3 protein-coding genes are annotated in these 6,169 nt (G+C 61.8%); 2 read left to right on the top strand and 1 reads right to left on the bottom strand.

Translation table 11 applies throughout. The features are described from left to right. The first annotated feature begins 387 nt into the window (after nucleotides 1–387). Both PLL20_21280 and PLL20_21285 read left to right on the top strand, forming a co-directional pair. Nucleotides 388–1,629 carry a hypothetical protein gene (locus PLL20_21280; GenBank protein HPD32535.1) on the top strand — a complete coding sequence of 414 codons (1,242 nt, stop codon included), beginning with the start codon at nucleotides 388–390 and terminating at the stop codon, nucleotides 1,627–1,629. Between the two features lie 157 nt (nucleotides 1,630–1,786). Next, on the top strand, nucleotides 1,787–3,619 hold the full coding sequence (locus PLL20_21285; protein ID HPD32536.1) for a discoidin domain-containing protein: 1,833 nt from the start codon (nucleotides 1,787–1,789) through the stop codon (nucleotides 3,617–3,619). A gap of 237 nt (nucleotides 3,620–3,856) precedes the next feature. Here the strand turns inward: PLL20_21285 and PLL20_21290 are convergent, their stop codons facing one another. Continuing rightward, nucleotides 3,857–5,947, bottom strand: coding sequence for a DUF2961 domain-containing protein (locus PLL20_21290; GenBank protein ID HPD32537.1), 2,091 nt, complete (start codon nucleotides 5,945–5,947; stop codon nucleotides 3,857–3,859). Nucleotides 5,948–6,169: the final 222 nt, after the last annotated feature.

Genomic DNA, 6,169 nt, shown 5'->3' on the forward strand with positions numbered 1-6,169 from the left:
TAAGTCATTGTGATTTCGACGTTGTTCATCCGGATCTCGGCATTGGTCATTTAGATTTCGACATTCGTCATTCGGCCCTCCGCCGGGTGCCATGCCCACGGCTTTGCGTGGGCATGCGCCTTTCAACCCTTACGGCCGGACATCTGTGCGGCTTGCGCGCATGTTTCTGGATCGCAAGACGTTTGGGTTGCGGCCCGCAAAAAGGCGGTCCGCCTTAGGCCGGCGGACGCAGAAAAAAGATGTGAGCCCGCACGCAATCCACGATGTCGTGAACAATCGGAGGAACGCGCGAGTCGAGCCCTTTTCAGGAAACATCCTTCGTTAACCCAACGCGCAATGGTAAAATCAGACCTGTTCAGGCGAAGGACTTCGGCTTAGACTACGACCGTGCGATGGCAAGACCTTTTTCTTCATGAAATGGATTACCCGCCCATCCCGGCGAACGACCAGCAAGCAGTGGATGCGGGAGGACCGGTTCGGGCCGAGAGCTCCGATCAGGCTCAGGAAGGGGCCGGCTTCCGGCCGGATCGCCAAGCCACCGCAAGAGCCTTCCCGGGCGGCAGGGGAGTATATCTGCTGACCGACGAGCAGGACCGCCTCGTCCAGTTGTCCACCGCGGCCGACCTGAGGCGGGCTCTGCGAGGACGGCTGCTTGATCCGCCCGTGGAGACCAATGAGCCCCTCGCGGCTGAGTCGCGGCGGCGAGCCCGGCTCGGCGAAATCGTCAGAAAGATCCGCTGGCAACCGGCATACTCGGCTTTTGAGACCGACTATCTCTATCTGCGCCTGGCCCGGCAGATCATGCCGAATGAGTATCTCAAGAGCCTCTCTTTCGCCCCGGCGTGGTTCGTGCAGGTGAACCCCGAGGCCTCCATCCCCCGATTCCTGGCGGGCAAGGTGCTGGCCGCCGAGGGTGCCGCGCTCGGCCCATTTCCTGCGCAATCGGACGCCAACCGTTTCATCCAAGTAATCGAGGACGCGTTCGACCTCTGCCGCTGCCACCCGGTCCTCGAGCAAGTCCCGCACGGGACACCGTGCGCCTATTACGAGATGGGCAGGTGTCTGGGGGCATGTGCCGGCTTGATACCGATGCAACAGTACCGCGAAATGATCCGGGCGGCGCTGGCCTTCGCCGGCGGCCATCGGGAGGCAACTTTCAACCATTGGCATCAACAAATGCGGCAACTGGCGGATGAGCGGGCGTATGAAAAAGCCGCCGCCGTAAAGCAGCGGATCGAGCGGGCCCGAGCCGTCGAGCAGCCGGCATTTCGCCTGGTCAGGCCCGTCGAGGATTTCAACTATCTCATCGTTCAGCGCGGCCGCGGCAGCACCACGATCAAACCTTTCTTGGTTATCGGCGGTACGATCAAGCCCGGCGATCCGGTTCCGCTCAAGAAGCTCGATGAGGCTCTGCCTCGCTGGTCTCCGGCGTTTACCGCGGCCGACGACCAGGTGTCGAGGGCGGCCGAAGACCTGCAATACCTCAGTGGACAAATCTGGCTGGTCAGCCACTATCTCTTCAGAAACCGACCGCCCGGCCTCTTTTACCACGCCTCGGAGTTGAGTAAACTGCAATCGGTATGCGAGGGCATCAGGGAGCGATTCCAAAAGCCCTCGATCAATGAATAGAGCCTCAGGGCTGGAAAGCGATGCGGCTTGCGCGCTTGTTTCCGGACTCAAATGCGCTTCGGTTGCGGCCCGCAAAAAGGCGGTCCGCCTTAGGCGGAAGTTCCGGATTCGCGATCGTCACGCAACAGTCCGCATCACGATGAACTGGAGTGGAGCGGTGAAGCGAGAACCTGAAGCCTCCTCACGTCGGCAAGGCGGCTGGAACACGATGGTCTTTTGGGCGACCGCAGCTTTCGGCGCGACGTTTGCGGTATCAGTGATGGCCGTCGACTATCCTATCGAAATCCATCGCGGTAATGGTCTGGCCAACGTCTTTGCCAAGCTCAACAGCGGCCACTCGGTCAAGATCGCCTACATCGGCGGGAGCGTCACGGAGATGACCGGCTACCGAAACAACGTGACCTCGTGGTTCAACTCGAAGTACCCCGGCCGTATCACCGAGATCAACGCCGGCTGGAGCGGGACAGGCAGCTTGATCGGAGCCATGCGCTATGCCCGCGACGTGCTGGCCCAGAATCCCGACCTGGTCTTCATCGAGTTTGCGGTCAATGACCTGCCCGAGGACCCCGTATCATTCATTGAACGCAACAGCGAAGGGATGGTCCGCCAAAGCTGGACGCAGAACTCGATGGCAGACGTGTGCTTCATCGAGACCATCGCCTACTACAATGAGCCGGCCTACCTCGCCGGATACTATCCCAACAGCGTGCAGGCCCACTACAACGTCTGCGACCATTATGGCGTGTCCAGCGTCAACGTCGGCTGGGCGTTGTACGAGCACGTGCTGGCCGGGACACCTTGGGAGAGCCTAACGATCGACGGCGACCGCGTACACCCGAACGCCTCCGGCTCGCAGATCTATTCCAACGCGATCGTCTCTTACCTGGAAAGCGAACGCGTTCGCGGGGCTGCTGCTGCTGCCCACAACCTGCCCTCCCCTCGAACCGACTACCCGGTCACGAGTAGCACCATCACCGACTGGGTCACTGTCAGCCCGCTGCCGTCCGGCTGGACGGCTCACTACAACGAGTTCGGCGTACCCAGCTTCATCCAGTCATCCACGGCCGGATCACAGGTCAGCATCGGCTTCACCGGTCCGTCGGCGGCGGTGAAGATCGTCGTGTCGGGCGACTCGGGGCCCAGACTGTACTACTCGGTCGACGGTGGTGCGTTTGCCACGGCTTACCTCGCCGTGAACGGCTATACCTACTTGTGGGCCTTGCCGGTTGCCAAGAACCTCTCGACCGGTTCGCACACGCTGACCATTCGGGTGGACACGGGTGTGGTCCGCCTGATCAACGTCGAGAGCGCCCAGACCGGCGGCGGCGGACCGCTTCCCGGTGACGTCAATCTCGCTCTGACGGCCGTGGCCGACGCGACCGACAGCGTCTACGGTCCCGACTGGACCGGCGCCAAGGCCCGTGACGGACTGCTCAATACCAAGTGGACTTCGACGGGCACGACGCCCAACCACTGGCTCGCGCTGGACCTCGGGGCGATTGCCGATGTGAGTTGTGTCGTGGTCAAGCACGCAGGCGCCGGTGGCGAGCCGAGCTACTACAACACGCAGGTCTTCACGATCGAGTCGGGGAGCAGCATGGCCGGCCCGTGGACGACGCAGTTCACCGGCTCGAATCCTTATCAGCTCCACACCACCCTGTTCACGTTCGCCGAGCCGCAGCAGATTCGATACGTCCGCCTTAATATCTCCGACGCCGGCGTGGACAACTACGCCCGTATCCCCGAGTTCGAGGTCTGGGGCACGATCCCACCGGCCAAGGGCGACATGGACTTGGACAATGACGTCGACCAGCACGACTTCGGCCTCTTCCAGGCGTGTTACACCGGCGCGGGCAACCCTCAGAACCTCTCTCAGTGCGCGCCGGCCCGTCTGGATGACGATAACGATGTGGATTCCGAAGACTTCGCTATCTTCCGGGCCTGCCTGACAGGCCCCGGCGTCCCGGCCGACCGCGATTGTGGCAGATGAGAATGTGCGAAACGATGTGCCGCCTGTGCGCAGATCAGAGCGCCGTCTTCAGAACCGCGATCCTGGTTCGCCGAGACGACCGCACCCGTGCTGCGTAGCCTTGGCGAAGCAGAAAGGCAGCGGCAGCAACCCAGCCGACCGCTGAACGCTGACCGCTCTTTCAGCACCACAGATTTCGCAGTGGCGGGCGTCTCCCCGTCCATGCGTTTCTGCCCGACTGCGATCGTGCGCACACCCTCACCGGCGCTGCACGCGCAGGTAGTCGAGGCCGACGGTGCTTCCGCCACATTTCTCTGACGGCCCCTCGTAACGGACGGTCAGCTTAAGATCCCCCTTGGGCAGGTCCATCGGCCCCGTTGAGAACTCCCGCAGCATCTGCCGGCCCGGGGCGCACAGATCGATCACGCCTTTCTCGCCGCCCATAATTGATTTGTCGCCCATGTGGACCGAGATTCTCCCCGACTCGCCGTTCAAAGCCGCGGCCAGGTGCAAGGCATAGCGACCCGCTTCGGCGATGGGAAAGGTCAACACGAGTTCATCACCCTTGCTCGCCGGCTCCCACTGTAAGACCTTCCCACCGGCATACAGATTGCCATCGGCAAGCTTGGCTCGTGGTGAGTGTACCAGCGACTCAGCCTGATGGTACACCGAATTGTTCGCGCCGCCGCGTGAGGCGGGCTGCCAATTGGGCGGCAGGTCGAGCGACCGGACGTCTTCGCCGGTGATGGGTACATGATCGTCGATCAAGCCTGGCCGGGCGTAGTGATAGCCGACTCGGGCGTACGATATTCCCGGCGTCCGTTCGTGGTGGAACAGCTCCATGTACAACGCGATGCTGTTCTTGAACGGAAGCGCGTCGATGACGTGCCAGCGGTTGTTGGTCACGAACCCGCGCGTGCCCGGGCCGTCATTGCGGGGCTGCCCGCAGTAGGCGTGGAAGAATATGTCGGGAGAAGACCACGCGTAATTGTAGTAGTCCTCTGAGCCGGTACCGAAGGTCGAAGGCCGGACATCGTCATCGACGAAGATCTTCTCGTCACCTTCGCCCCACCATCCGCCGCCCGGCGTTGGGATCTCGGTCGGGTTGAGCAGCAGAGACGCTGTTCCCACGTACACGCCGCCGCCGCGGGCAATCAAGAACGGCAGATCCTGCACCGCGTCACCGGCCCCGACGAGATCGTGGTTGACCCGCCAGCGGGCGCGGAAGTGCATCGAGGTCTTATCGTTCCACTCGTAGTCCATGGGCAACACTGAGCCGCTGATCGATGCCGCCTGCTGTCCGAGGTTTTGGAGGACAATCCGCATGGACTTGGCAAAGGGCATCATAAACCGGCTGGTCATGGTGCCGTCGGCCTCAACGGTGAAAGGAACGGAATCGTATGGGTTGATTCCCGGCCCGGCCCCGAAGAAGTCACCCACCGGTGATTGGACCTGTCCCCAGGGGTAGTCATCACAGATGACGTGCATGACTGTTTGGCGCAGAGCGCGGTCGATATCCTTGGCACTCAGCTTCAGCGTCAGCCGCTCGACGGCCTGGGGGCCTTTCAGCTTGAGGACCTCTCTCACCTCGCCGGGCGCCAGATCGGCCTTGATCTCGACCGGGGCGGCGGTCGAGGCGTACTTCCAGTTGGCCGCCGGGGCCGCCAGCACCTTGCCGATCTCGCGGATCTCGTTGGCGTACTTTTTCACGTCCTGCGGACCGAAGGTCACCACGTTGGCCGTCGGTTCGTACAGGCGAATCTGAATCTGATAGAAGTGGATCTCATTCACGTTGCCGACCCAGATGATCCGGCATTGTTTGGCGAACGGCATCGGCGCGTAGCCGGCCCGATTCTGCTGAAAGCTGTTGCGATAGAAATCAGGATCGATGCCGGCTTCCTTGCTGAACGGCTCGTACGGTCGATACAGAAACTCCTCGGCCGGGCCGTCGAAGAGAGGCTTGTCCATGTCGTCCAGGAACAGACGGATGTTGCCCCTGATCGCGGCCGTCCAGGTGCGGACGATCGCCCCGGGGCCCTTCACGTCGCAGATGAGGTACTCGCCCGGCTTGCCGTCGGCCGGTTCACGAATGACCGCCTCGAAATTCGGCACCGGCTCACGGCCAAAGCCATCGGAGTTGGCGAACCACTCCGGCCCGCCCGGCACCTTGCTGCGGTGATCGTAAGATGAGAACTGCACCGTCTTGTACGCCGGGCTCGGGAAATCGGCCAGTTTGTGAAGATCGATCATCTCCCGGAGCAATGAACCGGTGGTGATCGACTCGGCCTGAGCCGCGCTGACGAGAGCTGCGCTGATGAACAGCCACATCCACACGTATCGCCGTGTCATATGCGTTCCTTTCGCGATTGTGAGCCAAGGACTACCCGACTGCATTGCTCGCGGGGCAGAGTCTAACACGGCCGAAAGGGGAATGTAAACCGCCAAGTCGCCAAGACGCCAAGAAGAAAACGTGAAAGCGTCGAGTGGTCTGTTTTCAGTTCTGCGCCGGTCTTCCTGTGCCAGCGTCGTTCTGAAAGTGCAGAGATTTCGCCGGTTTGAATATGTAGTCTT

Source organism: Phycisphaerae bacterium, from assembly GCA_035384605.1.
GTDB lineage: Bacteria > Planctomycetota > Phycisphaerae > UBA1845 > PWPN01 > JAUCQB01.